The following is a 26819-nucleotide window of genomic DNA, read 5'->3' on the forward strand; positions in this document are numbered from 1 at the left end:
CGTGTTGTTCGCGCTGGCCAGGGACACCCTGGCCGACCGGCGGCGGACCTTCGCCGGGTCGTTCGTGGCGGTCGGGCTCGGGGTCGCGATGGTCACCGCGTCGGTGGCGGTCATGGTCTCGGCGGTCACCGCCGAGAAGGCCGACGAGTCGCTGCGCGCGATCGGCACGGTGTTCGTGTTCGTCGCGCTGCTCTCGGCGTTCCTGTCGGTGTTCGTGGTGGCCAGCACGCTGGGGTTCGCGGTCGCCGGCCGGGCACGGGAGCTGGCGCTGCTGCGGCTGGTCGGCGCGACCACCGCCCAGGTCGGCCGGCTGGTGCGCTACGAGGCGCTGGTCGTGGGCGTCGCGGGGGCGGTGTGCGGGGCCGTGGCCGGCGCGCTGCTGGCCTACGGGGTGCTCGCCGTGGTCGCCCCGGCGGGGGTCACCGTGACCGCCGTGGCGCTGGCCGTCGCGTTCCCCACGGCGATCGCGCTCGGCGTCGTGGTGAGTCTGCTCGGGGCCGGCGCCGCCGCCCGGGGCGCCGCCCGCCTCGACGCCCTGGCCGCGCTGCGCGACACCGACGTCGAGACGCCGGTGATGACCCGCCGCCGGTGGGTGCTCGCGCTGGCGAGTCTGGGCGCCGGTGTGCTGCTGGCGGTCGCGGTCGCCGCGTTGGACGCCGAGGCCCAGATGCCGGTGTCGATGGTGCTGACCGGGCCGTTCGTGATCGCCGCCGCGCTGCTGGCGCCGGTGTTCGTCGGACCGGTCAGCCGGCTGGTGACCCGCCCGGCCGCCCGGTGGACCCGCGCCAGCGGCCTGCTGGCCGGTGCCAACGTGCTGGCCGGGGTGCGCCGCAGCGCCTCGACCGCCGCGCCGATCCTGCTGGCCGTCGGCGTCACCGGCGCCGTCCTGGGCGCCACCGGGGTGCTGGCCGACGGCACGGTCACCGCGATGCGCGGCTTCTACGTCAGCGACCGGGTGACCACCGCCGCCGTGCCGGCCGGGACCGCCGCCGAACCGACCGTGGAGACCAGCGTCGGGGTCACCGTCGGCGAGGGCACCCCCGAACAGCGGGTGGACGTCATCGGCGCGCGGCCATCGGCGCTGCGCACGGTGTTCGCCCTGCCCGAGGTCGACGGCGACCTCCGCGCGTTCGACGCCGCCGCCGCGATCGGCAGCCGCGAGTACGTGTCCACGATGAACTGGCGGGTCGGTGAGCGTCTCCCGGTCACCCTGCCCGACGGCAGCCGCACCGAGGTCCAGCTCGTCGCGACCTTCGCCGGTGGGTCGCTGAACCAGAAACTGCTGCTGCCCAAGGCAGTGCTCGACGCCCACCCGGGCGATGAGGCCACCGTCGTCACGCACCTGAGCGGCACCGTCGCGGGCGTGGACACCGAGCCGACCGGCGAGTGGGTCGACCGCACGGCCGGCGAACAGGGCCGGCTGCTGATGGCCGGCGCGTGGGTCCTGGCCGGACCGGCGCTGCTCTACACGCTGCTGTCGGTGGCGAACACGGCCGCGATGGCCTTCGGCGCGCGCCGCGAGGAGTTCGCCGCGCTGCGCCGCACCGGGGTGACCCGCCCGCAGCTGCGCCGGATGGTGCTCTGGGAGTCGCTGGCCGTCAGCCTGGTCGGCGCGGTCCTCGGCGGGCTGATCGCACTCGCCGGCAGCCTGGTCATGTGGACGGTCGTGGCGCGCACCGGGCCCGCCGGGCTGCCGTTGCGGTTGCCGTGGCTGGAGGTCGTGGCACTGGGCACCGGCGCGGCGGTGGTCGCCTCACTGGTGGCCGTGCTGATCCTTGGCCGGGTCAGTCGACCAGCCGCAGTGCGGAGGTAGGGCAGCTGGCGACGGCGTCGTCGACCGCGTCGCGCAGACCCTCGGGCACGACCTCGGTCCGCAGCACGAGGTCGCCGTAGTCGTCGACCTCGAAGACCTCCGGTGAGCAGCCCTCGCAGATCCCGACGCCGTTGCACTTGTCGCGATCCACCGTGATCTTCATCAGTTCCCTCCGCGCACTCGCGATCAGTGGCGTCCATCCTCGTCCCGGGGCACCGTGGGACACGGGTTGTATCGAGAATTTGAAGGTAGGGCTGGGATTCGTTGACCGCCCGTTTCGCCCGCACCTATGGTCGCCGGAGTTTTCCAGCCGGGAGGGCGGCTCGCGTTGATCAGCATCAGCAATCTCACCAAGAAGTTCGACTCGGTCATCGCGCTGGACGACGTCAGCTTCAGCGTTCCTGGCGGGTCGGTACTCGGTCTGCTCGGGCACAACGGTGCCGGGAAGACCACCGTGGTCAACATTCTCAGCACCCTGCTCAAACCGACGTCCGGCACCGCGACGATCGCCGGGCTCGACGTGACCACCGAGGGCGACAAGGTGCGCCGCCGAATCGGCCTCACCGGCCAGTTCGCCACCGTCGACGACACCATCTCCGGGCGCGACAACCTGGTGCTGATCGCCCGGCTGCTGGGCGCGTCCCGCCGCCAGGCCGCGCAGCGGGCCGACGACCTGCTCACCGTGTTCGACCTGACCGACGCCGCCAAGCGCCCGGTCCGGGGCTACTCCGGCGGTATGCGCCGGCGTCTGGACCTGGCCGCCTGTCTGGTCGGCGGCCCCGAGGTGATCTTCCTGGACGAGCCGACGACCGGGCTGGACCCCGGCGCCCGGCTGGACGTGTGGTCGCTGGTGGAGAGCCTGGTCGCCCAGGGCTCCACGGTCCTGCTGACCACCCAGTACCTGGAGGAGGCCGACCGGCTCGCCGACCTGATCACCGTGCTGTCCAAGGGAAAGGTCGTCGCCAGCGGCACCGCCGCCGAGCTCAAGCGGGAGATCGGGCAGCTGTCGGTGAACACCGTGCTGGCGCCGGGCAGCGACACCGGCGCCGCGCTGGCGGCACTGCGCGCCGCCGGCCTCACGCCCGTCACGGCCGAGCAGCCGGACACGATCCACACGCGGGTGCTCTCCTCGGCCGACATCACCGTCGTCGTGCGGGCGCTGGACTCGGTCGGTGTGCGGGTCACCGACGTCGCGTTCAGCGAACCCAGCCTGGACGACGTCTACCTGAGTCTCACCCCCGGCCGCGGCGCCACCACGGCGGCCTGACGCACACCGAGGAGAAACCCCATGACCGCCACGGTCACGAGCGGCGACGTTCGAACCGCACAGGTGGGTGCCCGGCCGAACTGGTCGGCCAGCTCGATACTCACCCAGGTCCAGGTGCTCAGCGGCCGTTCGCTGCGCACGCTGGTCCGGGATCCCAGGCTGGTGATCCTGAGCCTGATCCAGCCGCTGGTGCTGCTGATCCTGTTCGGACAGGTCTTCAGCAGCATCGCCAAGACCCCTGGCTTCCCGCAGGGCATCGGCTACATCGACTTCATCCTGCCGGCGCTGCTGGTGACCACCGCGCTGACCTCGGGGCTCCAGTCCGGGGTCGCGGTGACCACCGAACTGCGCAACGGCCTGATCGCCCGGTTCCGCTCGATGCCGATCAGCACCGGTTCGGTGCTGCTGGCCCGCAGCGTCGCCGACGTGTGCCGCAGCTTCGTTGAGCTGTCGGTGATGGCGCTGGTGGCCGCACTGCTGTTCGGGTTCGCCCCACCGGGCGGGATCACCGGCGTGCTCGGCTCGCTGGCGGTCGCCGCGGTGGTGTGCTGGTCGCTGGGCTGGGTGTTCATGGCGTTCGCGTCGTGGCTGCGTCAGCCGGAGATCCTGCAGACCATCGGGTCGCTGGTGACCTTCCCGCTGATGTTCGCGTCCAAGGCGTTCGTGCCGATCAGCGGGCTGCCCGACTGGTTGCAGGGCTTCGCCACGATCAACCCGCTATCGCACGCCATCGAGGCCGCGCGCGGAATGGCCATGGGCAAGCCGGACCTCACGGTGCTGGCCACCGCCGTCGGCGGCTGCCTGCTGATCGCCCTGGTCTTCGCGCCGCTCGCGCTGCGCAGCTTCCGCCGCCCGTAGGGCTGCCCGGAAGGGCTCCTTGAACGACTGAGGCGACCGTGCCCCCGGCACGGTCGCCTCAGTCCTGTGTGGAACCGTTTCAGCAGAAGGCGAAGCGGGACAACAGATCCTCGGTGTCGCGCAGGCGGGCACCCGAGGGCAGACCGTCCTTGTTCACGAACCGCTTCAGGTAGGCCGCGCCCTCGGTGCCGCCCGAGCCCTGCATGTCCGGCAGGTACGCGCGGCCGAAGCCGTAGTGGCGGCCGCGCCAGGTCAGCAGCGCCCGGTCGACGGCCCGGAACGCGTCCACCAGCTCCTGGTCACCGCTCTCGGTCACCACGTCGCGCAGCGAACGGAATGCGCGCAGCTCGTCGGAACGGATCGGGCGCAGGTGGTCGAGCTTGGTGAAGATCTCCTCCTTGCGCCCGTCGTAGCCGTACACCACCAGCTCCATGAGGTGGTAGTTCATCGACTGGACGGCGCTGGCGTTGCCGGTCTCCTCACGGAAGCTGAGGAACAGCTCCGGGGACAGCGTGCGCAGCACGTGGAAGATCGCACTGAGCAGCTCCGAGCACGCGGTGAGCTGGCCCATCCGGAACAGGAACTCCGCCCGGTCCTCGCCGATCGCGCGGATCGCCTGCCGCGCGGTCCAGCGGATCATGTAGAACACCAGCTCGCAGGCGATCACCATGCGCAGGAAGACGTGCTCGTCGTGCTTGTCCGAGCGGCGGAAACCGGTGCAGCGCTTGAGGATCGTCAGCCCGCGGGCCAGCTGCTCGTCGCCGTCGACGCCCTCCACCAGGTTCACCCCGCGCAGCGGGCTGTACGGGGCGATGTACATCTCGGTGACCTGGTCGATCAGCGGGTGCAGCCGGCGCAGGCGCTCCACCAGGTGCTCGGGCACCGTGGTGTGCCGGCCGGCCTCCTTGCGCTCCAACCGGGACAGTTCGGTGAGCGTGGCGTGGATGGCCAGCAGGCTGGCGCCGAACGCGTCGTCGTGCTGGGACAGGAACCACTCGACCACGTGCAGCGTGGTGTAGCGGTAGTAGTCGGGGATGGGCAGCGAGAGACTGAACTGCCGGGTCAGCAGGAGGAGGACGTCGCCCTCCTCGGTCGCCGGGTCCTCCAGCAGCCGCTCGTGGTCGGCCGACAGCGCCGAGACCGACGCGTCGTCGAGGTGGGCCAGGGCGGTGCCGGCCAGGCGGCGGGCGAGGGCGTCGCTGCGGCCGGGCAGCCGGCAGTGGGCGTTGGCGAGTTCGATGGACATGGGTGTCCCCCCAAGGGAAAGGGTGTCCGGCTCAGGCGCGGTGGCCGGCCAGGAGGTGCTTGTCGGCGGTGGATCGGTACACGGCGCACCCGGTGAACCCGGCGTCGGTCATCAGGGCCAGGTACTCGCCGGCGGTGCGGTGGCGGCCCTCGGTCTCGAAGTACATCGACAGGTTCATCACGGCGGTGGCCAGCGGGCCCTCGCGGTTCTCGTCGAACAGCCGGTCCATGACCAGCACCCGGCCCCCCGGCCGGCACGCCTCGAACGCCTTGCGCAGCAACATCGCGCAGGTCTCGTCGTCCCAGTCGGACAGGATGTAGCCGAACGCGACGCAGTCACCGGTGGGCAGCGGGTCGGTGAAGAAGTTCCCGCCGCGGAAGGCGAGCCGGTCCTCGAGCTGGTAGCGCCCGGCGTTGGCGGTGAGGAACGGCTCGACCTGGGGCAGGTCGAACACCGTCGAGCGCAGCTCGGGGTTGGTCAGCAGCGCGGCCACCGAGAACGGCCCGTTGGCCCCGCCGACGTCCACGAGTTCGCGGGTGTCGCCGAGCTGGGCCAGCTCGGCGAGCTCGTAGGAGACGTGGAAGCTGAGCTGCCACATCGCCGCCAGGAACTGGCCGGTGGACTCCTCGTCGCGGTACAGCACGTCGAACGGCGCCGGCAGTTCGGCGTCCACGACGTGCTTTCCCTTGGCCAGGTAGGCATCCAGCTGCGGGAGACGCTGGTTGGTCGACTCGATCAGGTGCTCGACGAAACCCATCAGGTAGCGCGGGTCCCGGGAGTCCACGTACGGGGCGACCCCGTCGGCCAGGCGGTACCGGCCGCCGTCGGCGTGGCGCAGCACACCGAAGGCGACCAGTACCCGTAGCAGCCGGCCGAGGGTCTCCTCGTCCACGCCCAGCGCGGTGGACAGGTCCTGTGTGGAGGCCCGCTCGTGGTCCACCAGGTGGGTGAACACACCGTGGGAGTCCGCGAGGTGCAGGGCGGAGGTGGAGAATATCCCGAAAACCGCGTGTTCGAGACTGGGGGGAATCATGAACACCAGTCAGCCAGAAGCGCTTCCCGTGAAGAACCGCGATTTCAGGCTTTGAATATCGCTACTTTTGAACGGATACGCCCTTGTCAAGACGGGTGCGAATGATGCTCAGCTCGAACAGCAGACCGATGCCGGTCACGAACGGTCCGTAGACCGCGAACAGGTACCAGTCGAACGTGAACACGCCCCACATCACCTGGAGGAAGCCCATCATGGTGATCGTTCCGGACATGATCCGCGCCAGCGGGGTGAGCGCGTTGGTCCACACCAGGTAGGCGGTCAGCACGCACAGCACCGCGACCCCGAGGTCGTAGACCCACCAGTCGTTGAGCCGGCCGATGCCGGTGTTGGCCTGCGGCGCGAGCAGCAGCCGGTTGCCGGTCGCCCACACCACGTGCAGTCCCAGCGCGACCGCGAGGCCCAGCAGGCACAGCAGCCGTGCCCAGCCGGTCGAGGTCATCCAGGTCGGCAGCGCCGGCGTCGGATCGTGGCGCCACTGCTTGGCCAGGGTGCGTGACTGGAGCGCGCCGATGATCAGGAACACGCCGAGGCCCAGGAACCAGGGCTCGAACACGAACAGGTTCCACCGGTCGATGCTGGCGAGCTTCTCGGCGGTGAAGTAGTCGTCCTTGGCCTCGTAGGGCATCACGCCGGTCAGCCGCAGCGCGGTCAGCACGCTCAGCGCCGCCCAGTGCAGCAACGCCACCGCCGCGGCCCCCCAGGCGATCCCGATCAGCAGCCAGCGCGGCGCGATCCGGCCCCACTGCTTGACCAGCGCCATGGACACCAGCGCGGCGCCGACGCACAGCACGCTCGCACCCCAGTTGGCGGCCTTCTCCTCCGGGCCGGGGTCCGGGATGCCCATGATGCCGGCCGTCCCGCCGAACGCGACCCACAGGTGCGGCGGGATGTAGATCAGCGACCACCACATCCCGGCCCAGCCGGCCCAGGTCCTCGGCGGCCGCTCGGGTTGCGGCGCGGCGGACATGTCCCGGTCGTCCACGTCCCCGTCCTCGCCGGCCACTTCCTTGTCGGACAGTTGTGTCTCGCTCATCGGGTCCCCTCTTGTTCTCGCAGGCTTTGGCGAACAAGCCCCTGCACCCCTGAGCCTGCCGGGAGACCCGGTTGTCCCGCGTCAACTGGCGGAGTGAACGGGGTCCCTCTCACGGTTGACCGCCGCCATGATCGTGCTCGGCAGACCGGCCCACGTCGGCTCGTCGTAGAAGTGGCCGCCGGGCAGCACCTCGGTGGTGAACTCGCCGGCGGCGAGCAGGCGCCAGCGCTGGGCGACCTCCGCCGCCGGGTCCTCGTCGGCGGTGCCGTACAGCACGTGCAGCGGCGCGCGGACCGCGACGCCCGGCACGTAGCGGTAGGAGTCCGACACCCGCATGTCCGCGCGCAGCAGCTCCAGGGTGATCTGGCGCAGGTCGGGGTCGGCGAGGATCTCCTCGTCGAGTTGGCCGACGCGGTGCAGCCACGTACACAGCTGCTCGTCGGTGTCGGTGAGCAGCGGCGGGCGGCGGCGGGCCGCGGCGTGCCGGCTGGGCGCGTCGCTGGCCGAGACCACCACCGCGTCCGGGCCGCGCACGCCCCGCTGTTCGAGCCGGGTGGCGACGTCGAAGGCGAGCCACGCGCCCATGCTGTGGCCGAACAGCACGAACGGCTTGCCGCGCAACGAGTGCAGCGCGGTGAGGACCTCGGTCGCGAGCGCCTGCCAGTCCTGGCAGTAGGGCTCGGTGAACCGGCCCTCGCGGCCCGGGTAGCACATCAGCGCCAGCTCGGTGTCCTCGTCGAGCGTGTCCGCCCAGCGGCGGAACGCGGCGGTGCCGCCGCCGCAGTAGCTCAGGCAGACCAGCACCCGCCTGGCCGACGGGTTGGGCCGGGGGCGGACGAGCCGATCGGCTGGGCGCATGGCCGGTTCCTTCCTACGAACAGCGGAATGGCGCCTCTCGGCGATGCCGGGAGACGCCGTGCCGGATGTGTCGGGCGTGGTCAGTTCCAGCCCGCGGCCTCGCCGACGACCTCGTACACGCCGTTGAGGTTGACCATCCTGGCCAGCTCCTCCTGATCGATGACGATCTTGAAGGTCTTTTCCAGCGAGGCGAGGATCTCGATCGCGCGCAGCGAGTCGGCGGCGTGGTCCTCCAGGAACAGGCTGGTGTCGGTGACCTCGTCCTCCTCCAGTTCGAGGATCTCGCAGACGATCTCCTTGATCCTGGACTTCTGTTCGGTCAGTGCGGCAGTCATCGCTTCTCAATTCACTAGGGGTTCCTGGTCGCAGCGAATCCGTTATAGCAGCGCGGAACCCGGAAGCAAGGCGGTGATTGAAAGTATTGAAGTACGGCGCGTGCCCCGACACGCATACCACGAAGAACTCGGGTCCACAAGGGTGCTTCGCAATCGCCGATTCCCGCGAGGCCCTGTGGCGGGGCCGTGCCTAGCATCGGCGGCGGAGAAGTCGGCGAGGAGCCGACACAGGCTCAAGGCAGCACAGTGAACCAGCACAGTGAGGGGCGCGTCGTGGACGAACCGACAACCGAACGGGTGGCCGGGCGACGTGTTGTCCTCACCGGCTTCGGCGTGTTCTCCAGCATCGGCAACGGTGCCAAGGAGTTCGCCGACGGTCTGCGCGCCGGGCGCAGCGGCGCCAAGCCGATCACCGCGTTCGACACCACCGGCTTCGCGCACGCCAACGGCTGCGAGATCGTCGACTTCGAGCCGGGGGAGTGGATCCGCGAGCTGCCGGTCGACGAACTCGGCCGGGCGAGCCAGTTCTCGGTCGCCGCGTCCAGGATGGCCATCGAGGACGCCGGGTTCGCCGCCGCCGACCTGGCCGACCGGCGCGGCCTGATCGCCATCGGCACCACCGACGGCGAGTCCTGGGACCTGGACCGGTTGGTCTCCGCGCAGCTGGCCGATGGCCCCGAGCACATGGACCCGGTGATCGCCGGGCGGGTCAGCGCCGGGCGGCTGTCGGTGTCGGTCGCACGCGAGCTCGGACTGTCCGATGTGGAGGCCGTGACCTTCGGTACGGCGTGCGCCGCCGGCAACTACGCCATCGGCTACGGCTACGACGCGGTCCGCTCCGGCGAGGTCGAGTTCGCCCTGTGCGGCGGTGCCGACGCCCTGTGCCGCAAGACCTTCACCGGCTTCTACCGCCTCGGCACCATCGCCACCGAGGTCTGCCGCCCGTTCGACGCCGGCCGCGACGGCATCCTGACCGGCGAGGGCGCCGGCGTGCTGATGCTCGAACCGCTGGAGTCGGCGCTGGCCCGCGGCGCGCACATCTACGCCGAGGTCCTCGGTTACGGCCTCAACTGCGACGCCTACCACCAGGTCGCGCCCAACCAGGACAGCGTGGCGCGCTGTATGGAGCTGGCGCTGGACAACGCCGGGGTGAAGCCGGGCGAGGTCGACCTGATCTCCGCGCACGGCACCGGCACCAAGGCCAACGACGTCACCGAGACCCGCGCCATCCGCCAGGTCTACGGCGAGGACACGCCCCGCACGGTGTCGCTGAAGTCGATGCTGGGCCACACGATGGGCGCGGCGAGCGCGCTGGCGGCGATCGCCTGTGCGCTGGCCATCCAGGAGCGGTTCATCCCACCGACGATCAACCACGTCGAGACCGACCCCGAGTGCGAGATCGACTGCGTGCCGAACACGTCCGTGCCGGCCGACCTGCGGATCGTGCAGAACAACGGCCTGGCCTTCGGCGGCAACAACGCGGTCCTCATCCTGGGCCGCTACCAGGAGCCGGTCGCATGAGCTGGGCGATCACCGGTGTCGGGGCGGTGGCGAGCATCGGCCGCGACACCGACGAGGTGTTCTCGGCGCTGCTGGCCGGTCGCGACGGTCTGCGCCCGCAGCGCGGGTTCGACCAGACCAACCTCAACGCCAGCCAGCTGTTCGAGATCGACGATCGCGCCGGCGGCCCCGACCGCCCGTGCCGGGCAACGGGTTTCCTGCTCGACGCGGTCGCCGAGGCGGTCAGCGACGCCGGCCTGACCGACCTCACCGGTGTCCCGGTCCTGGTCGGCACCGGGCTGCGCGAGCTGCGCTCGGTGGAGCTGTGGGCGCGCGGCGCGGCGGAGCTGACCACCGACCAGCTGCACTTCGGCACCGCGCTGCGTGAGCGGTTCGGCGCCACCGACACGCACACCTTCGCCAACGCCTGCTCGGCGTCGCTCTACGCGCTGGCGCTGGGCACCGACCTGCTGGAGCAGGAGGCCACCGACACGGTGGTGGTGGCCGGTGTGGACAGCATCACCGAGACGATGTTCGGTCTGTCCGACCGCGTCCAGCTGCGTCCGCCGGCGGCGGTGCGGCCCTTCGACGACGGCCGGATGGGCACGATCCTCGGTGAGGGCGCGGCGGCCGTGGTGCTGCGCCGGGACACCGCGCCACGCGCACCCCTGGGCCGGGTGCGCGCGGTCGCGGTCAACTGCGACGCCTACCACTCCACCGCCCCGGACCCCGACGGCGTGCGGGCCGCGATCGTGGCCGCGCACCGGCTGGCCGGGGTGAAACCGGACGACATCGGGCTGGTCGTCGCGCACGGCACCGGCACCCCGCTCAACGACCACGTGGAGGCGGCGGTCACCCGGGAGATCTTCGCCGGGGTGGCCACCCAGCCGCTGTTCGCCGCGATCAAGTCGATGACCGGGCACACCTCCGGCGCCGCCGGCCTGCTCAACCTGATCGTCGCGCTGCGGTCGATGACCGGCGGTCAGGTGCCGCCGATCACCGGCCTGACCGACCCGATCGTCGAGGTGCGCGGCTTCCCGCTGCCCTCGGCCGGTCCGCTGCCCTGCGAGGCCACCGTCGCCCAGGTGCACGCGTTCGGCTTCGGCGGGATCAACGCGGTCGCGATCGTGGAGGTGGGCGCGTGAACGGCGCCGTGAACATCGTCATCACCGGCCTTGGCCTGGCCCTGCCGGGGGTGGAGACCGCCGGGGACCTGTTGGGGCGCCCCGATCCGTCGGCCGCGCCGGTGGACCCGGCGGCCCGGCTGGGCAAGAAGGGCCTGCGCTACAAGGACCGCGCCACCCAGCTCGCGCTGTGCGCGGCGGCCGACGCGCTGCGCGAGGCCGCCCTGCCCGAGCAGGACGGGCCCGACGTCGCGGTCGTGGTCAGCTCCAACCTGGGCAACGTGGACACCGTCTGCCGGGTCATCCGCACCCTCGACGAGGAAACCTCGCGGGGCCTGAGCCCGATGGACACCCCCAGCCTGTCCAGCAACGTCATCGCCTCGGAACTCGCGATCCGGTTCGGGCTGCGCGGGCCGAACCTGACCGTGTGCAGCGGCGAGACCGCCGGGCTGGACGCGGTGCGCTGGGCGCTGACCCTGCTGCGCGCCGGCCGCGCCGGCGCGGTGCTGGTCGTCGGCGTCGAACCCGACAACGACGACGTCCGCGCGCTGACCGGCGCGCCCCGCCTGGTCGACGGCGGCGCCGCCCTGGTCCTGGAGACCGGGGAGTCCGCCCAGCGGCGCGGGGTCCGGGCACTGGCCGCCCCGCACCACTACGTGCGCACCGACGACCCGGCGCCCGCCCTGCGCGCGGTCGCCGGCGAGCCGGGCCTGACGCTGCGCGCCGAGACCACCGACCCCGGCTGGGGCGCGATGTCCGGTGCGCTGGGCGTGGTCCAGTGCGCGACCGCCGTCGGCTGGTTCGCCGGCGGGCACCGGGAGCCGGTGCACGCCCTGGCCGGTGGCGCCGGCCTCGTCCTCACGGCCACGCCGTGACCGCGCCGACCGTCCGGCACCACCCGGCCGCCGGGATCCCCCGGCACCGGGTGGCTCTGCTGCACGGCCTCGGCAACAGCGCGAGCGTCTGGAACTCCTGTGTGGACCACTGGGGGCCCGACGTCGAGGCCTGGTCGCTGGAGCTGCCGTGGCGTTCGGGCGGTGACCCGTCCTGGGGCCACACCGACGTCCCGCACCAGCTGCCCAGGCTCCTCGCGGACCTGCCGGAGGCGCCGGACGTGCTGGTCGCGCACTCGTTCGCGGCCAGCGTCGTGCTGGAGCACCTGAGCCGGGCCGCCGGCACCGACCCGCTGGCCGAATGGGGAGTGCGGCACCTGGTGCTGGTCTCGCCGTTCTACCGCCGCGAGCCGGGCGAGTTCGACTGGGACGTGGTGTCCGGGCTGTCGGAGAAGTTCCTGACGGTCGTCGGCGACGGCATCCGGCTGCACTCGGCGCGCCGGCTGGACCCGGAGATGGCGCTGGACCTGGCGCGCCGGGTGTGTGAGCGGGTCGGCCCGTACGGCTGGCTGCGCTTCGGTGAGCTGTACCTGAACTCCCCGTGGCTGCGCACCGACCAGGTCAGCGTGCCGTGCCTGGTGGTCGCCGGCGAGAACGACGCCACCGCCCGCGAGGCCACCGACCTCGCCGCCGACCTGCCGCGCGCGGGCCTGGCGATGCTGGCGGGCTGCGGGCACTTCCCGATGTTGGAGCGACCGGCCGAGTTCGCCGAGGCCGTCGCCAGTTTTCTCACCGAGCAGAGGAGCTTCGCCGATGCCTGACCTTCCCGAGACCGCCGTGAAGGCGTTGCTCGGCACCCCGACGACGGTGGTGCTGGCGCCCGGGTACGAGGGCGCGAACATCAACACCACCCTCGGCTTCAAGCACGTCAACTACCTGGTGGAGAACGCGATCGTGGCGCACTTCGCCGAGTGTGGGCTGCCGGTCGGCGCGCTGTACCAGGACCGGGGCATCGGCTTCGACCTGACCTACCTGGACACCCGGCTGGGCACCCCGCTCTACGTCGATGACCGCCCGTCGGTCACCGTCACCCCGGCGACCAAGGACGACGCGTCCGAGCTGACCTTCAAGGTCACCCTCACCGTCGAGCGCGACGGCGCGCCGGTCAAGGGCGTCACCGCGACCGCCCGCGCCCAGTTCCGGGTCGACGAGCGGGTCGCCGAGCACGAGCCGGTGCCCGCCGGCCTCGACCGGTTCGTGGTGCCCCGCATCGGCGGGTCGGCCCCGGGCGACGCGGTCACCCCGGCGGCCACCACGAGCCTGTCGAACGGACGGGGCACCCAGCACGACGACCCGGTGCTGGCCCAGCTGATCGGCGACACCAACGCCCACGGCTGGAAGTGGCGGGTGCCCTACTTCTACGTGCACTACTTCGAGCGGCTGCAGATGTCGGGCTACCTGCGGGTGATGGAGGAGGTCGTCGACCTGTTCCTCGCCGAGCGCGGCATCTCGATCCGGACCCTGCTGGCCGACCGGAACTGGATCCCGGCGGTCACCCGCTCCAAGATCCAGGTCCTCGACGAGACGCTGCTGGAGGAGGACCTCTACACCGTCTACACCGTCGAGGACGTGTTCAAGAACCTGCTCTACAACTCCCGGATGGACTGCTACGTGGTCCGCGACGGCCGGATCGTGCACACCGCGACCGGCATCATCCAGCACGGCTACGGCGACCTGCCCAACGGCCGCAACGGCACCCTGATGACGATGGACGAGCGGGTGGTCAACGCCCTGGAGAACCGGCCGTGAACCCGGTGATCACCGCCTGGTCGGCGGTGTCGGCCTTCGGTGTCGACTCCGAGGCGCTGCTGCCCGGTGCCTGGGCCGCGACCGGCCCAGAGGCGAGCCCGGTCGACCACGAGCGCTGGCCGGTCAGCGACGACACCGCGTGCCTGGTGCCCGGGTTCGACGTGCGCGAGGTGTTGGGCCGCAAGGGAACCCGGTCGATCGACCGGGTCACCGGGCTCGCGCTGACCGCCGTCGGCCGGCTGGTCGACGCCGGGGTGGAGACCGGCGACGACACGGCGCTGGTGCTCGGCACGACCAGCGGCGGCCTGCAGAGCCAGTGGACGACCACCACCGACATGCTGGTGCAGGACAAGCCGTTCTACATCGACCCGTCGGCCATCCCGTACGTCATCATGAACGGCACCGCCGGCCAGTGCGCCATCTGGCACACGCTGCGCGGCCCGAACACCACCATCGCCGCGGCCAGGACCTCCGGGCTCACGGCGCTGCGCTACGCCAGGACGCTGCTGTCGACCGGGCGGGCGCGGCGCGTGCTGTGCGGCGGCGCCGAGGAGTACTCGGCGTCCCGCTCGTGGCTGGACCGGCGCACCCGGGGCGGCGACGACGCCACCGTCCTCGGTGAGGGCGCGGCGATGCTGCTGGTCGAACCGGCGAACGCGGTCGGCCCCGGCCGCACGCCGCTGGCCGAGGTCGCCGCCGTCGAACTCGGCGTGGCCCCGCTGGACGACGCGGACCTGGCCGGCGCGCTCACCGCGTGCGTGCGGCGCGCCCTGGACCGGGCCGGGGTGCCGGCCGGGGACGTGTGGGCCGCCTCGCCAGGACCGTCCGCCGTGGAACGCGCGGTGCACACGGAGCTGTTCGGCGCGCAGGCGCTCGCGGCCGTGCCGGCGGTGGACCTGCTCGGCGACCTCGCCGCCGCGACCGGGGCCTTCCAACTGGCCCTGGTGCTCGGCTCCGCCGCCCGCGAGCCGGTCGCCGGCCGGGTCGCGGTGATCACCACGACCGACCGCGAGGGTTCGATCGGCGCCGCCGTACTGCGGCTCAATCCCGACCTTTCCTAGGAGGAGCACACATGTCGAACGCCGTCCAGACCGTCGACCGGGAACAGCTGCGCGACACCATCGCCGAGGTCGTCGACGTGGACCGGGCGGCGGTGGCCGACCACACCGACCTGGTCACCGACCTCGGCGTCGACTCGCTGATGGCGCTGGAGGTGGTCGTGGTGCTGGAGAAGAAGTACCAGGTGAAGTTCACCGAGGACGAGATGCGCGCGGTCACCACCCTGCACGGCGCCCACGAACTGCTGGTCGCCAAGACGGCCGGCCGATGATCGGCCGGACCACGCCGGTGCTCGAACCGCCGGTGGTCGACCGCGCGCCCGAGGCGCTGGCCGACCGCTGGGTCGCGGCGACCTCCACGCGGATCACCGGCGAGGAGATCGTGTTCGCCGGCCACTACCCGGACTTCCCGATCTTCCCCGGCGTGTGCGTGGTCGACTGCGCCATCGGCGGCGCGCTCGCCGCCCCGCCGCCGGACGCCGCGCCGCTGACGCTGGCGGCCGTCGACTCGGCTCGGTTCGTCGGCGCGGTCTACCCCGGCGACACGCTCGACGTGACCCTGGAATGGCGTCGCCGCGAGGACTCCTGGCGCTGCCAGGCCGTCGCCTCCACCGAGCGCGGCAAGGCCGCCTCGGTGCGGCTCCGCTTCCGGGAGGCGTCGTGCTGATCAGTCCCGCCGGGGTGCGCGCCGCGCTGCCGCACCGCTACCCGATGCTGCTGGTCGACCGGGTCACCGAGATCGTCCCTGGCGAACGGCTGACCGCGTACAAGGCCGTGACGCTCAACGAGCCCTGGTACCAGCGCCTTGGCCCGGTCGTCGACGACGCCGAGCTGGCCTACCCGCCGGTCCTGCTGATCGAGTCGTGGGGGCAGGCCGCCGGGCTGCTCGCCCAGTACGACCACCCCGAGCCCGAGGCGTTGCGTACCAACGTGATGGTCGTCGGCGGGATCAGCGGTGCGGTGTTCCACCGGCCGGTGCTGCCCGGTGAGCTGCTGGAGCACGACGTGCGGCTGGTCCGCGCGCTCACCGACACGATGATCTTCGAGGGCGAGTGCCGCAGCGGCGGCGAGGTGGTCTTCGAGGTCGAACGGGTGACCATGGCCTACCGCCCGGCGGGAATGCTGCGCGAGCAGCCCGTCGCCCACTGAACACACTGGACACCGAGGGAGAGGATGGCGTTGACAACGAACGAATCGCGGGTGGCGCTGGTCAGCGGTGGCTCGCGCGGCATCGGCCGGGCGGTGGTCCACCGGCTCGCCGAGGACGGCTTCGACGTCAGCTTCTGCTACCGCTCCGACGAGCAGGCCGCGCTCACCCTGGAGAAGGAGTTGGGCGAGCGGGGCCGGCGCGCGCTGGCCGTGCGCGCCGACGTCGCCGACGCCGCCTCGGTCCGCGCGTGGGTCGCCCGCACCGAGGACGAGCTCGGCCCGGTGGACACCGCCGTCACCTCGGCCGGCATCACCAGGGACAAGCCGCTGCTGCTGATGAAGGACGACGAGTGGAACGACGTGCTCGACGTCAACCTCGACGGCGTCTACCACGTCGCCCGCTCGGTGATCTTCGAGATGATGAAGCGCAAGGCCGGCCGGATCGTGCTGATCTCCTCGGTGTCCGGCGTGTACGGCAACGCCACCCAGACGAACTACTCGGCGTCCAAGGCCGGGATCAACGGCTTCGCCATGGCCCTGTCCAAGGAGGTCGGCCGGTACGGGATCCGGGTCAACGCGGTCGCCCCGGGCTTCATCGAGACCGACATGACCGCCGACCTGACCGACAAGCTGCGTGACCGGGCGCTGGCCCAGATCCCGCTCGGCCGCCTCGGCCGCCCCGAGGAGGTCGCCGACCTGGTCGCCTTCCTCGCCTCGCCCCGCGCTGACTACATCACCGGCTCGGTCCTCCAGATCGACGGCGGACTGACGATCTGACCACCCAGAGGGAAAACCCATGGCAGTCAAGAAGAACAAGACCCCGCGCTGGTACTTCTCCCTGCGCAGCCCCTACTCCTGGTTCGCCTACCGCGAGCTGAGCGAGTCCTACCCGGACGTGCTGGACGCCGTCGAGTGGATCCCGTACTGGGAGCCCGACGAGCGCTCCGAGCGGATGCTCGCCGAGGACGGCGTCGTGCTGCCCGGCACGGAGATGACCAGGGCCAAGAACTTCTACATCCTGCAGGACACCCGCCGGGTCGCCCGCGCCCGAGGCTGGACCATGACCTGGCCGATCGACAAGGCCCCGGTGTGGGAGGTCGCGCACCTGGCCTACCTGGTCGCGCAGGAGTCCGGGCGGGGCCGCGAGTTCGTGGCGCTGGCCTACCGGGCGCGCTGGGAGCAGGCCCGCGACATCTCCGACCCGGCCGTGATCGCCGAGATCGCCACCGAGATGGGCATCGACGCCGACCGCGCGGCCGGCGCCACCCACGACGAGGACCTGCGCCGGCGCGGCGTGGCGTGCCTGGCCAGGGGCCACCACGACGGCGCGTTCGGTGTGCCGTTCTTCGTGCACGGCTACGACAAGTTCTGGGGCACCGAGCGGCTGCGCGGGTTCGTCGCGGCCGTGCGCGGCGTCGAGCCGGCCGACGTCGAGGGCATCCCGTGGCAGGACACCGACTTCCCCGAGCTGGTCAGGGTGGGCGCCGACCACGGCCACCCCGGCGGGTGCGGCTGAGCACGCCACACACACGCGACGAGGGGTGACACAGGTGGACGAGCGGTTCGACGCGATCGTCGTCGGCAGCGGGTTGGGCGGGCTGGTGTGCGCGGCCTACCTCGCGGCCGGCGGGCAGCGGGTGCTGGTGCTGGAACACCACGACATCGCCGGGGGCAACAGTCACGTGTTCCGCCGCCGGCGGCGCTACGAGTTCGACGTCGGGGTGCACTACCTCGGCGACTGCGGGCCCGGCGGCGTGATCCCGGCGATCCTGGGCGGTCTCGGCCTGGCCGACCGGGTGCGGTTCCGGGAGATGGACCGCGACGGGTTCGACCGGACCGTGCTGCCCGACGCGGTGGTGGACGTGCCGGTCGGCTGGGACCAGTACCTCAAGCGGCTGGAGGAGGCGCTGCCCGGCGAGTCCGCCGGCCTGCGCACGTTCGCCGCGGTGTGCGAGGCGATCGCCGAGGAGATGCGCTCGCTGCTGCTCACCAGCGACGAGCTCACCGCCATCGAGCTGATGAAACGCACCCCGGAGACCGCCCGCTGGGGCCGGCGGACCCTCGACGAGCTGTTCACCGAGTGCGGGTTCTCGCCCAAGGCCCGCACGCTGCTGGCCGCGCAGTCGCTGAACTACGGCATGTCGCCCAGCCAGGTCTCGGTCACCACGCACGCCACGGTCACCGACCACTACCTGCGCGGCGCCTACTACCCGGTCGGCGGCGGGCAGATGCTCGGCGCGTCGCTGGTCGAGGTGATCGAGGCGCACGGCGGCGAGCTGCGCACCAGCGCCACGGTGACCCGGATCCTGGTGTCGGACAAGCAGGTCACCGGTGTCGAGCTGGAGGACGGCACCACGCTGGCGGCGCCGGTCGTGGTGTCCAACGCGGACTTCTCCCGCACCGTGCTGGACCTGGTCGGCCCGGAGCACTTCCCGCGCAGCATGGTCACCAAGACCCGCGAGGCCGTCCCCGGCTGGCCGATGGTCGTGCTCTACGTCGCGCTGGACCGCGAGCTGACCGGCCTGCCCAACGCGAACCTGTGGTGGCACCGGGACAACGACATCGACGGCGCCTACGCGCGGCTGGCCGACGGCCTCACCGACGAGGTGCCGTTCCTGTTCTTCTCCTTCGCCTCGCTCAAGGACCCGGACACCCGCACGGTCTGCCCGCCCGGCCACAGCAACTTCCAGATCATGACCCTGTGCCCGCCCGGCTACGCCAGCTGGGGCGTCGAGCAGGGGCCGACGGCCGGCGAGCGCTACCGCCGCAACCACGACTACCGCACCGAGAAGGACCGGATCACCGAGGCGATGCTGGTCGCCGCCGAGCAGGCCATCGGGCCGTTCCGGGACAGCATCACCCACCTGGAGACCGCGACCCCGCTCACCCAGGAGCGCTACACCCGCTCCACCGGCGGCACCCCGTTCGGGCTGGCCAGCTGGGGTTCGGCCGGCACCCGCCCGGAGCGGATGCCGGTCCGCGGCCTGCACGTCGTCGGCCAGGGCACCCGCTTCGGCTGCGGGGTGATGGCCGTGATGACCGGCGGCGTGGCCTGCGCGTCGACCATCCTGGGCCGGCGGCTGCTGCCCGAGGTGCACGCCGGCGCGGTGCTCGGCGACCCGACGCTGCTGCCCGAACGCGACGAGAACTGGGACCCGCTGCGGGTCTCCCGGGGCACCGCCCGCCGGGGAGCCAAGGGCCTGGCCAGGATCGGCGGCGCGCGGTGAACGCGGGCATCGTCATCTCCGGCTGGTCGGCCGTCTCGGCCTACGGCCAGGGCCGCGACGCGTTCGTCGCCGGCGTGCGCTCCGGCGCAGGCACCGACCACCGCGTGCCCGGCTTCTCGCCCAAGGAGGCGTTGGGCCGCAAGGGAACCCGCTCGATGGACCGGGTCACGGGCCTGGCCGTGAGCGCGGTCGGCACGCTGCTCGCCGGAACGGACACCGGGCCCGGCCCCACCGGGCTGGTGCTCACCACGACCACCGGCAGCGCCGAGAGCATGATGGAGTTCACCCGCTCCGGCCTGGAGGCCGACCTGCCCTACCAGGTCGAGCCGTCGCGGTTCCCGAACACGGTGATGAACTGCGCGGCCGGGCAGTGCGCCATCTGGCACGACCTCACCGGCCCCAACACGACCGTGGCCGGCGGGCACGCCGTCGGCCTGCACGCGCTGACCATCGCCCGGCGCCTGCTGGCCACCGGGCGCGCCGAACGCGTGCTGTGCGGCGGCGTCGAGGAGCACTCCGGTGCCCGCGAGGCGATCGAGACGCACGCCGCCGGGGTCGCCGCGCCGCTGGGCGAGGGCTGCGCGGTGCACGTCGTGGAGCGGGCCGGCGCCGTCGGCCCCGGCCGGCGGGTGCTGGCCGAGGTGCTCACCGTCGAGACCGGGGTCGCCGCCGACGGCGACCTCGCGGCGGCGCTGCGGCTGCGGGTGGACCGCGCCCTGCGCCGGGTGGATCCCGGGCAGGTGTGGGCGGTCGCCCCGTGCGGCGCGCGCGGCCCGGCCGGCCGGCACGAGGCCGAGGTGCTGGACGCGCTGCTGCCCGCCGCCACCCGGATCCCGGTCGCCGAGCGGCTCGGTGACCTGTCCGCGGCGAGCGTGCCGTTCCAGCTCGCCGCCGTGCTCGCCACGGCCGAGCACGACCCGACGGCGGCGGGACGCCTGGCCGTGGTGACCGCCGTCGAACACACCGGCGCGGTGGCCTGCGGCCTGCTGCGGATCGCCGCCGCCCCCAGCGTGGAGGTTCACCCATGAGGTTCCAGTCGTCGCCGCTGCCCCGCTGGCCCGACCCCGACGGCCGGGGTGCCGGCGAGGTCGTCGAGGTCGTGGCGGCCGAGGTCACCGAGGCGTTGACCGCGCTCGCCGCCCGCTGGTCGGTGACCGAACCGGTGCTGCTGCTGGCCGTGCACGCCAAGGTCGTCGCCGCGCTCACCGGCGACCCGACCGTGATCACCAGTCACCGCACCGGCACCGGGCCGGCCACCCCGGTCAGCGTCGAGGTCCGCGACGGCAGCTGGGCGGAGCTGGTCGCCTCGGCCGCCGCCGCCCGCACCCTGCCGGCCGCCGACACCCGCGCGGAGACCGTGCTGGACACCGCCGGCGGCGAACCGGACCTCACCGAGCACGAGCTGCTGGCGGTGTCCTGCGAGCCCCTGGACGACATGCTGCGGCTGCGGGTGCGCCACCGCGCCGGCGCCGTCGGCGCCGACCAGGCCCAGCGGATCGCCGGCTACTACGGGACCGCGCTGCGCGCCCTGACCAGCGACCCCGACGCCGACCACCGCGCCGAGCGGCTGATCTCGGCCAGGGAGTACACCGCCCAGATCGACTCGGTGCGCGAACGCCCGCTGCCGCCGGTGCGCACCCACGAGGTGTTCGAGCGGATCGTGGCGCGGCTGCCCGACGCCGTGGCAGCGCAGCACCGCGACCAGCGCCTGACCTACCGGGAGTTGAACGCCCGCGCCAACCGGGTCGCCCGGGGCCTGCGCGCGCGGGGCGTGCGGGCCGAGGACGTCGTCGCCGTGGTCACCGAACGCGACCTCGACTGGCTGGTCGCCGTGCTGGCGATCTTCAAGGCCGGCGCCGTGTACCTGCCGGTCGAGCCGCACTTCCCGGCCGACCGGATGGCCACCATGCTGCGTGCCAGCGAGTGCCGCTTCGTGCTCACCGAGATGGCCAGCACCACGAACCTGACGGTCGCGCTGGCCTCCACCGGCGGCCCGGTCCCGATCCTCGTCGCCGGCGAATACGCCGGCGACGGCGACGCCACCGACCTGGGCGTGGAGGTCGGCGAGCACCAGCTGGCCTACGTGTACTTCACCTCCGGGTCCACCGGGGCGCCCAAGGGCGCGATGTGCGAGCACGCCGGCATGCTCAACCACCTGTTCGCCAAGATCGACGACCTGGGCATCCGCGAGGGCCAGGTCGTCGCCCAGACCGCGCCGCAGTGCTTCGACATCTCGCTGTGGCAGCTGGTGGCGCCGCTGCTGGTCGGCGGGCGCACGCTGATCGTCGAGCAGGAGGCGGTGCTCGACGTCGAGCGCTACCTGGAGCGGGTGGTCGGCGGCGACGTCGAGGTGCTGCAGATGGTGCCCTCCTACCTGGAGGTCGTGCTCACCCAGCTCGAAGCGCACCCGACGTCGCTGGGCCGGCTGCGCTGCGTGTCGGTGACCGGCGAGGCGATCAAGGTGGAGCTGGCGGCCCGCTGGTTCGCCAGCTACCCCGACATCGCGCTGGTCAACGCCTACGGCCTGACCGAGACCTCCGACGACACCAACCACGAGGTGCTGCGCTCGGTGCCCGCGCACGACAGCGTCCCGCTGGGCCGCCCGGTCGCCAACATCGGCGTGTACGTGGTGGACGACCGGCTGGAGCCGGTGCCGCTGGGCGCGCCGGGCGAGATCGTGTTCTCCGGGCTGTGCGTCGGCCGCGGCTACATCAACGACGAGACCCGCACCCGGGAGAGCTTCGTCGACGACCCGCACCGCCCGGGCACCCGGCTCTACCGCTCCGGCGACTTCGGCCGCTGGCTGCCCGGCGGCACGCTCGGCTTCGCCGGCCGGCGCGACGCGCAGGTCAAGATCCGCGGCTTTCGCATCGAGATCGGCGAGATCGACAACCAGCTGCTGCGGGTGCCCGGGGTCGCCGACGCGGCCGTCGTGGTCACCGAGTCGCCCGGCGGGGACAAGCAGCTGGTGGCGTTCTTCGCCGCCCGGGACACGCTTACCGGCGACGACGTGCGCGCCGCCCTGGCCGAGACGCTGCCCGAGTACATGGTTCCGGTGCGCTGCCACCGGCTGCCGGCGATGCCGCTGACCGACAACGGCAAGATCGACAAGAAGCGGCTCGGCGTGCTCGCCGCCGAGCGGGAAAACGTCGTCGAAACGCCGGTCACCCCGACCGCGCGCCGCCTGGCGCGGGCCTGGGCCGACGTGCTGAAGGTCCCGGTCGACCGGGTCGGCCTGCGCGAGAACTTCTTCGAACTGGGCGGCACGTCGCTGTCGGCCGTGCGGCTGGTGATCGCCGTCGACCGCTGGTTCTCGCTGACCGAGCTGACCGAACACCCGGTGCTCGCCGACCTGGCCGAGGTGCTGGAGCGCCGCACCGACGGCCCGGCCACCGCCGTCACCACCGCGACCGGCTTCGACGTCCGCCGCGCTGACCGGCGCCCCCCTGTCGTCGAGGCCGACACCGCCCCCGGCAGCGCCGTGGACTGGGTGAGCGAGAACCTGGAGGCGCTGCGCGCGGTGGTCGCCGCCGACGGCGCGGTGCTGGTGCGCGGCCTGGGCATCAAGGACGCCGCCCAGGTCGCCGACGTGAGCCGTGCTGTGGCCGGCGCCCCGGTGCCCGAACGGGAGGGTTTCGCGCCCCGCCAGCTCCTGACCGAGGGCGTGTACTCGTCCTCGGAGTGGCCGGCCGACCAGCCGATGTGCATGCACCACGAGCTGAGCTACGCCCTGGAGTTCCCGAGCCTGATGGTCATGGGCTGTGTGCGTGCCCCGGCCGGCGGCGGCGTGACCGGCCTGGCCGACACCCGCGACGTGCTCGCCGCGCTGCCGGCCGAGATCGTCGACCGGTTCGAGCGCACCGGCTGGCTGCTGGCCCGCAACTACAACGGCCTGGTGGGCGTGCCGTGGTCGACGGCCTTCGGCGTGACCGAGCGCGCCGAGGTCGAACAGTACTGTCGCGCCAACCAGATCGAGTTCACCTGGGACGGTGACGGGCTGCGGACCCGGCAGCGCCGGGCGGCGATCCTGCACCACCCGGTCACCGGCGAACGCTGCTGGTTCAACCAGATCGCCTTCCTCAACGAGGGGACACTCGACCCGGACGTCCGCGAGTTCCTGACCGCCCAGTTCGGCCGGGACGGGTTGCCGTTCAACAGCCTCTACGGCGACGGCACGCCCATCGAGGCGGACACCGTGGAGACCATCAACGCCGTCTACGAGTCGGTCACCCAACGCGAACCGTGGTGCGACGGCGACCTGATGATCGTGGACAACATCCGGATGGCTCACAGCCGTGAGCCCTACACCGGCCAGCGCGAGGTGCTCGTGTCGATGGCGGGCCCGGTCCGCCTCGCCGACTGCCGCCCGGCCTTGGAGGACCTGACATGACAGCGCCATCGTTCGCCGTGATCTCCGGTGCGCAGGTGCACGCCGCGTTGGCCGGCCAGGAGAAGTACCTGGTCGAGCTGGTGGAGCAGGCGTACCGGATCCACGGTGGCGGGGACACGGTGAACCCGCCGTCCTACTTCCTGCGGTTCCCGGACCGGCCGTCCTCGCGGATCATCGCGCTGCCGGCGTCGATCGGCGGCTCGGTCGGCACCGACGGCCTCAAGTGGATCTCCAGCTTCCCGGAGAACATCCACAACGGACTCCCGAGGGCGTCGGCGGTGCTGATCCTCAACGACCGGGACACCGGTTACCCGTACGCCTGCCTGGAGAGTTCGATCATCAGCGCGGTGCGGACCGCGGCGTCGGCGGCACTGGCCGCCGACCGGCTCAGCCGCGAGCGCGGCCGGCCGGTGAGCGTCGGGTTCGTCGGCACCGGGCTGATCGCCCGCTACATCAGGTCGTTCCTCGTCGGCTCGGGTTTCCGCTTCGAGCGCACCGGCGTGTACGACCTGTCGACCGCCCAGGCGCAGAGCTTCCGCGACAACGTCACCGAGTCCGCCGTGGACGGTGAGGTCACGGTGCACACCAGCGCCGAGGACCTGATCCGCTCGGCCGACCTGGTGGTGTTCGCCACCGTCGCCGGCGAGCCGCACGTGCACGACCCGTCCTGGTTCGCGCACAACCCGTTGGTGCTCAACGTGTCCCTGCGCGACCTGTCCCCGGAGGTCATCCTGGCGTCGGCGAACGTCGTCGACGACGTCGAGCACTGCCTGAAGGCCAACACCTCGGTCCACCTGACCGAGCAGCGGGTGGGCCACCGCGACTTTCTCGACGGCACCCTCCACGACGTGCTGACCGGCCGGGTGCCGGTGCCGGCCGACCGGCCGGTGGTGTTCTCCCCGTTCGGCCTGGGGGTGCTGGACCTCGCGGTCGGCCGGCACGTCTACGACCAGGTCGGCGAACGCGGCGAACTGGCCGTGGTGCCGGACTTCTTCTTCGACCTGGACCGCCACGGCCGGGGTGCCTGACGTGCCGGTGATCAGCGCGCCGTACGAGTACAACGAGGACGACCTGTACGTCGACCTGGACGCGGTGCTCGGGGTGCCGGTCCTGCTCAAGTGCGAGGGCTTCAACTTCGCCGGCTCGATCAAGCTGAAGGCGGCGGTGGAGATGGTCACCGCCGCCGAACGCGACGGCCACCTGGTCCCCGGCTCGGTGATCGTCGAGTCGTCGTCGGGCAACCTCGGTGTGGCGCTGGCGGTCGTCGCGGCCAGCAAGGGCTACGAGTTCCTCTGCGTGACCGACGTGCGCTGCAACCTGTCCACCAAACGGATGATCGAGTCCCTGGGTGGGCGCGTCCACACCATCGTCGACCCCGATGAGGAAAGCGGATTCCTGGGCGCGCGCATGGCCTACGTCCGCCGCCTGTGCGACCAGGACTCGACGTACGTGTGGCTCAACCAGTACCGCAACACCAACAACTGGCGGTCCCACTTCCGGGTGACGGCGCCGGCGATCGCCCGCCGCTGGCCGGACCTGTCGGTCCTGTTCGTCGGCGCCGGCACGACCGGCACCCTGATGGGCTGTGCCCGGTACTTCCGCACCCACCGCCCGGGCGTACGGGTGGTGGCGGTGGACAGTCTGGGTTCGGTCACCTTCGGCGCCCCGCCCGCACGCCGGATGATCCCCGGCCTGGGCACCAGCGTCCGCCCGCCGCTGGTGGACGAGTCCTGGATCGACGAGGTCGTGTACGTGTCAGAGCCCGAGACGGTCCGCACGTGCTACCAACTGGCGGCCCGGGGCTTCCTGTTCGGCGGCTCCACCGGCACGGTCGTGTCGGGGGCGCGCCGCTGGCTGGAGGCCAACCCCGGCCGCCACAACCGGGTGGCGGTGGCGATAGCCCCCGACCTGGGCGAGCGCTACCTGGACTCGATCTACCAACGCAACTGGGTGACCGACCTGTACGGCGAGGACGTCATGGAGCCAGCCCTCGCGTCGGACCTGGGGAAGGGGATCTGACATGCCAACACCGTTCACCATCGCCGTGGACCAGTCCGTGCTGGACGACCTGCGCCACCGCCTGACCCACACCCGCCTGCCCAGCACGGTCGCGGGTTCCGGTTGGCGCTACGGCACCGACGTCGAGTACCTGCGCGACCTGGTGGACCACTGGCTCCACCGCTACGACTGGCGCGCCGCCGAACGCGCCCTCAACACGATGCCCCAGTACACGGCGGACATCAACGGCACCCCACTGCACTACGTCCACGCCAGGGGCAAGGGCCCCGCCCCCCTCCCGCTGCTGTTCAGCCACGGCTGGGCCGACTCCTTCTGGTCAGTCCACAAGATCATCGGCCCGCTGACCGACCCGGCCGCCCACGGCGGCGACCCTGCCGACGCGTTCGACGTGGTGGCCCCCAGCCTCCCCGGCTTCGGCTTCTCCCCGGACCCCGCCCGCACCGGCGTGGACGGCGCCCACGTCGCCGACCTGCTCGCCACGTTGATGAACACCCTCGGCTACCCGCGCTACGGCCTCCAGGGCGGCGACTGGGGTTCGCGCCTGGTCAGCACCCTGGCCCACCGGCATCCGTCGGCGGCGCTTGGCCTGCACCTGAACCTGTGCCTGCTGATGCCCGACCTTGGCGCGTCCAGCACCCCCCTGACCCCCGCCGAACGCCGCTACGTGGCGACGTTGCAGCAGTGGCAGGCGACCGAAGGCGCGTACCTGGCGGTGCAGAACACCAAACCCCAGTCCCTGGCGGTAGGCCTCAACGACTCCCCGGCCGGCCTGGCCGCCTGGATCCTCCAGGGCTTCCACGCCTACAGCGACGGCGGCCTGGACAAGGCGTTCACCAAGGACGAACTCCTCACCAACCTGATGATCTACTGGGTGACCGGCACCGTGAACTCGTCGATGCGCCTGTACTACGAGGGGGAACGGGAGAACATGCGCTACCCCCGCATCGAAACCCCCACCGCCTTCGCCAACTTCCCCGCCGAGATGTTCCGCCCACCCCGCGAATGGGCCGAACGCCTCTACAACGTCCAACGCTGGACCAACCTCCCCCGAGGCGGCCACTTCGCGGCGGTCGAGGCTCCCGAGCTACTGGTCGAGGACCTCCGCGCCTTCTTCCGCCCCCTGCGAGGCACGCCCAGGTAGGCGTGACCCCGCCGACCGCGTACCGGAGACCAGCCCCGCTCACGCGGGGACGACGTGGACGGTTGGTTTCGACCGGTGCGCGTGGCGGGACCAGCCCCGCTCGCG

General features: G+C 72.1%; 26 protein-coding genes. 20 read left to right on the forward strand and 6 right to left on the reverse strand.

The features are described 5' to 3' along the window. Position 1: 1 nt before the first annotated feature. A complete protein-coding gene (locus BLA60_RS21145; protein ID WP_075134682.1) occupies positions 2-1813 on the forward strand; it encodes an ABC transporter permease in 1812 nt (603 codons plus the stop codon). On the opposite strand, the gene BLA60_RS21150 is transcribed toward BLA60_RS21145, so the two are convergent. After that, positions 1785-1976 (reverse strand): ferredoxin, encoded by a 192-nt coding sequence (locus BLA60_RS21150; RefSeq protein WP_075134683.1) that lies wholly within the window; start codon positions 1974-1976, stop codon positions 1785-1787. The two genes, BLA60_RS21145 and BLA60_RS21150, sit on opposite strands and share 29 nt — an antisense overlap. A gap of 165 nt (positions 1977-2141) precedes the next feature. Here BLA60_RS21150 and BLA60_RS21155 point away from each other — a divergent pair, with 165 nt between their 5' ends. After that, positions 2142-3080, forward strand: coding sequence for an ATP-binding cassette domain-containing protein (locus BLA60_RS21155; protein WP_281257469.1), 939 nt, complete (start codon positions 2142-2144; stop codon positions 3078-3080). A 21-nt stretch (positions 3081-3101) separates the two neighbouring features. Beyond that, positions 3102-3938 (forward strand): ABC transporter permease, encoded by an 837-nt coding sequence (locus BLA60_RS21160; RefSeq protein WP_075134685.1) that lies wholly within the window; start codon positions 3102-3104, stop codon positions 3936-3938. A 79-nt stretch (positions 3939-4017) separates the two neighbouring features. Here BLA60_RS21160 and BLA60_RS21165 read toward each other — a convergent pair whose 3' ends face one another. The 5 genes from BLA60_RS21165 to BLA60_RS21185 all read right to left on the reverse strand — a co-directional run bounded on the left by BLA60_RS21165 (position 4018) and on the right by BLA60_RS21185 (position 8464). Beyond that, positions 4018-5184, reverse strand: a complete 1167-nt coding sequence (locus tag BLA60_RS21165; protein ID WP_075134686.1) for a tryptophan 2,3-dioxygenase family protein — start codon at positions 5182-5184, stop codon at positions 4018-4020. Positions 5185-5215: 31 nt separating this feature from the next. Further along, positions 5216-6217: a methyltransferase gene (locus BLA60_RS21170; RefSeq protein WP_075134788.1), complete on the reverse strand. Its 1002-nt coding sequence runs from the start codon at positions 6215-6217 to the stop codon at positions 5216-5218. A gap of 61 nt (positions 6218-6278) precedes the next feature. Then, the gene (locus tag BLA60_RS21175) at positions 6279-7271 is read right to left on the reverse strand and encodes a DUF3995 domain-containing protein (protein WP_075134687.1); all 993 of its coding nucleotides are present in this window, start codon (positions 7269-7271) and stop codon (positions 6279-6281) included. A gap of 81 nt (positions 7272-7352) precedes the next feature. After that, positions 7353-8129, reverse strand: coding sequence for a thioesterase II family protein (locus tag BLA60_RS21180; RefSeq protein WP_075134688.1), 777 nt, complete (start codon positions 8127-8129; stop codon positions 7353-7355). Between the two features lie 80 nt (positions 8130-8209). Further along, positions 8210-8464 (reverse strand): acyl carrier protein, encoded by a 255-nt coding sequence (locus BLA60_RS21185; protein WP_075134689.1) that lies wholly within the window; start codon positions 8462-8464, stop codon positions 8210-8212. A gap of 273 nt (positions 8465-8737) precedes the next feature. On the opposite strand from BLA60_RS21185, the gene BLA60_RS21190 reads away from it, so the two are divergent. From BLA60_RS21190 to BLA60_RS21270, 17 genes are read left to right on the forward strand one after another with little or no spacing between them, the layout of a single operon-like run. Further along, the gene (locus tag BLA60_RS21190) at positions 8738-9985 is read left to right on the forward strand and encodes a beta-ketoacyl-[acyl-carrier-protein] synthase family protein (protein ID WP_075134789.1); all 1248 of its coding nucleotides are present in this window, start codon (positions 8738-8740) and stop codon (positions 9983-9985) included. Further along, entirely contained in the window at positions 9982-11109 is a 1128-nt protein-coding gene (locus tag BLA60_RS21195) for a beta-ketoacyl synthase N-terminal-like domain-containing protein (protein ID WP_075134690.1), read from the forward strand. The genes BLA60_RS21190 and BLA60_RS21195 overlap by 4 nt, the downstream gene beginning before the upstream one ends. Further along, positions 11106-11963 carry a beta-ketoacyl synthase N-terminal-like domain-containing protein gene (locus BLA60_RS21200; protein WP_211288798.1) on the forward strand — a complete coding sequence of 286 codons (858 nt, stop codon included), beginning with the start codon at positions 11106-11108 and terminating at the stop codon, positions 11961-11963. Before BLA60_RS21195 ends, BLA60_RS21200 begins: the two co-directional genes overlap by 4 nt. Then, positions 11960-12742, forward strand: coding sequence for an alpha/beta fold hydrolase (locus BLA60_RS44270; RefSeq protein ID WP_162292993.1), 783 nt, complete (start codon positions 11960-11962; stop codon positions 12740-12742). Before BLA60_RS21200 ends, BLA60_RS44270 begins: the two co-directional genes overlap by 4 nt. Beyond that, on the forward strand, positions 12735-13730 hold the full coding sequence (locus BLA60_RS21210) for a hypothetical protein (protein WP_075134691.1): 996 nt from the start codon (positions 12735-12737) through the stop codon (positions 13728-13730). Before BLA60_RS44270 ends, BLA60_RS21210 begins: the two co-directional genes overlap by 8 nt. Then, positions 13727-14791: a beta-ketoacyl synthase N-terminal-like domain-containing protein gene (locus BLA60_RS21215; RefSeq protein ID WP_075134692.1), complete on the forward strand. Its 1065-nt coding sequence runs from the start codon at positions 13727-13729 to the stop codon at positions 14789-14791. Before BLA60_RS21210 ends, BLA60_RS21215 begins: the two co-directional genes overlap by 4 nt. Before the next feature lie 11 nt (positions 14792-14802). Then, positions 14803-15060 (forward strand): acyl carrier protein, encoded by a 258-nt coding sequence (locus BLA60_RS21220; protein WP_075134693.1) that lies wholly within the window; start codon positions 14803-14805, stop codon positions 15058-15060. Then, a complete protein-coding gene (locus tag BLA60_RS21225) occupies positions 15057-15455 on the forward strand; it encodes a 3-hydroxyacyl-ACP dehydratase FabZ family protein (RefSeq protein ID WP_075134694.1) in 399 nt (132 codons plus the stop codon). Before BLA60_RS21220 ends, BLA60_RS21225 begins: the two co-directional genes overlap by 4 nt. After that, positions 15449-15937, forward strand: a complete 489-nt coding sequence (locus BLA60_RS21230) for a 3-hydroxyacyl-ACP dehydratase FabZ family protein (protein WP_211288799.1) — start codon at positions 15449-15451, stop codon at positions 15935-15937. Before BLA60_RS21225 ends, BLA60_RS21230 begins: the two co-directional genes overlap by 7 nt. 30 nt (positions 15938-15967) lie before the next feature. Next, positions 15968-16714, forward strand: coding sequence for a 3-oxoacyl-[acyl-carrier-protein] reductase (gene fabG / locus BLA60_RS21235; protein WP_154814495.1), 747 nt, complete (start codon positions 15968-15970; stop codon positions 16712-16714). Between the two features lie 19 nt (positions 16715-16733). Beyond that, entirely contained in the window at positions 16734-17453 is a 720-nt protein-coding gene (locus BLA60_RS21240) for a 2-hydroxychromene-2-carboxylate isomerase (protein ID WP_075134696.1), read from the forward strand. Positions 17454-17487: 34 nt separating this feature from the next. Further along, the gene (locus BLA60_RS21245) at positions 17488-19164 is read left to right on the forward strand and encodes a phytoene desaturase family protein (protein ID WP_084735157.1); all 1677 of its coding nucleotides are present in this window, start codon (positions 17488-17490) and stop codon (positions 19162-19164) included. Beyond that, positions 19161-20192, forward strand: coding sequence for a beta-ketoacyl synthase N-terminal-like domain-containing protein (locus BLA60_RS21250; protein ID WP_075134698.1), 1032 nt, complete (start codon positions 19161-19163; stop codon positions 20190-20192). Before BLA60_RS21245 ends, BLA60_RS21250 begins: the two co-directional genes overlap by 4 nt. Beyond that, positions 20189-23554 (forward strand): non-ribosomal peptide synthetase, encoded by a 3366-nt coding sequence (locus BLA60_RS21255; protein ID WP_075134699.1) that lies wholly within the window; start codon positions 20189-20191, stop codon positions 23552-23554. The genes BLA60_RS21250 and BLA60_RS21255 overlap by 4 nt, the downstream gene beginning before the upstream one ends. Then, the gene (sbnB, locus tag BLA60_RS21260; protein ID WP_075134700.1) at positions 23551-24582 is read left to right on the forward strand and encodes a 2,3-diaminopropionate biosynthesis protein SbnB; all 1032 of its coding nucleotides are present in this window, start codon (positions 23551-23553) and stop codon (positions 24580-24582) included. Before BLA60_RS21255 ends, sbnB begins: the two co-directional genes overlap by 4 nt. A gap of 1 nt (position 24583) precedes the next feature. After that, positions 24584-25573, forward strand: coding sequence for a 2,3-diaminopropionate biosynthesis protein SbnA (gene sbnA / locus BLA60_RS21265; protein WP_075134701.1), 990 nt, complete (start codon positions 24584-24586; stop codon positions 25571-25573). A 1-nt stretch (position 25574) separates the two neighbouring features. Continuing rightward, complete coding sequence (locus BLA60_RS21270) at positions 25575-26714, forward strand: epoxide hydrolase family protein (RefSeq protein ID WP_075134702.1); 1140 nt, start codon at positions 25575-25577, stop codon at positions 26712-26714. Positions 26715-26819 lie beyond the last annotated feature (105 nt).

The organism is Actinophytocola xinjiangensis (genome assembly GCF_001921215.1).
GTDB classification, from domain to species: domain Bacteria; phylum Actinomycetota; class Actinomycetes; order Mycobacteriales; family Pseudonocardiaceae; genus Actinophytocola; species Actinophytocola xinjiangensis.